This is a genomic window from Streptomyces sp. NPDC058671, assembly GCF_042716475.1.
GTDB lineage: Bacteria > Actinomycetota > Actinomycetes > Streptomycetales > Streptomycetaceae > Streptomyces.
The window spans coordinates 1-1,389 of sequence record NZ_JBHXSA010000068.1 but is presented as its reverse complement, the minus strand read 5'-3'; the positions used below and the strand labels follow the sequence as shown (position 1 = coordinate 1,389).

General features: G+C 65.9%; 1 pseudogene. It reads right to left on the bottom strand.

From position 1 onward, the window contains the following. Positions 1–167: 167 nt before the first annotated feature. A pseudogene (locus ACFWV2_RS33045) lies at positions 168–1,350 on the bottom strand (IS701 family transposase). Positions 1,351–1,389 lie beyond the last annotated feature (39 nt).

Sequence of the window (1,389 nt, the reverse complement as noted above, 5' to 3'; positions counted from 1 at the left end):
CTAGTACTGCAACGGTCTTTGGTCTGATGGTTGGGTAGTTTCTGGTGGTGTGTGGCCGCGTTGTTTGTAGTGGCTGAGGCGGGCTTGGTGTTGTCGTCGGCGTCGCCAGTGGGACCAGTGCAGGACGTGTTCGATGGGTGCCGGTGGGCGGTGGGTGAGGCTGTGGATCAGGCGTCTGAGTTCGGCCAGGCTGAGGGGGACAAGGCCGGAGGATCCGTTTCTGCTTTCTCCGCATCGAGCTCGCGGGCCCGCAGGACGGTGAGGCAGGCGTGGGCGGCCATGGCTAGGGTCATGTGGCGGTGCCAGCCGGGGTAGCGGCGGATCTGGTAGTCGTCCAGGCCGCATTCCTGCTTCGCGGTCTGGAAGCATTCCTCGAGCGCCCAGCGGCTGCCGGCGACGCGGATCAGCTGGTCGAGAGTGGTATCGGCGGGGCAGTAGGCGATGTAGTAGGAGATCTCCTCGGGCCGGCGGACACTGCGGCGGGCGATCACCCAGTGGCGCCGGTCTTCCCGGTGCCAGGGGCGGACCTCGACCCTCGCCCAGTCGAAGACCCTCGGTCCGTGGGAGCCATCGCCGCAGGACCGGCGTTTCCACTTCTGCCTCGGCAGATCGTGGAACAGGTCCTGGACCGGGTGGTCCATGGCCCAGCGGGTGACGACGGTGTCGTGCCGGGTGGTGGCCATGACGTGGAAGATATCGGCCCGCTCGAGCTCGGTCCGCCAGCTTTTCGAGTAGCCGTAGCCGGCGTCCGCGGTCACCCACCCGAACGGGATCTTCTCCTCGATCGCGCGGCGGACCATCGCCCTGGCCATCGCGACCTTCGTCTCGAAAGCGACCGCGTCGTCGATGCCGGCCCGACGGCACCGTTCACGATCGTCTGTCCAGGAGGTAGGCAGGTAGAGGCGGCGGTCGATCAGTGTCCGTCCCAACGGAGTCGCATAGGCGAGGAAGACTCCGACCTGGCAGTTCTCCGTCCGCCCTGCCGTTCCGGAATATTGCCGCTGGACACCGGCCGACCGCACCCCCTTCTTGGAAACCGGTGTCGTCGACAATCAGTACCGCTGCCCGGTCGCCGAGATGCTCCACGACGTACTCGCGAACATCGTCCAGGACCTCCTCCGCGTCCCAGTCGATCCGGTTCAACAGCCGGTGGAGCCGGTCCGGACCCGCATGACCGGCCTCCTCCGCCAGCGTCCACCCGTTCTTCCGCTCGAGCGGGGCTATCAGCCCACGCATATACGCCAACGCGGACTCACGCGGCTCCGACCTGGCAAAACGGTGCACGAACCGCTCATGCAGAGCCTTCAACTCACCCACCCACAACCGGGCATCAACCACAACCCCACCCATGAACAGACCAACGACCAAGCAGTCAAACCGTCACGACAA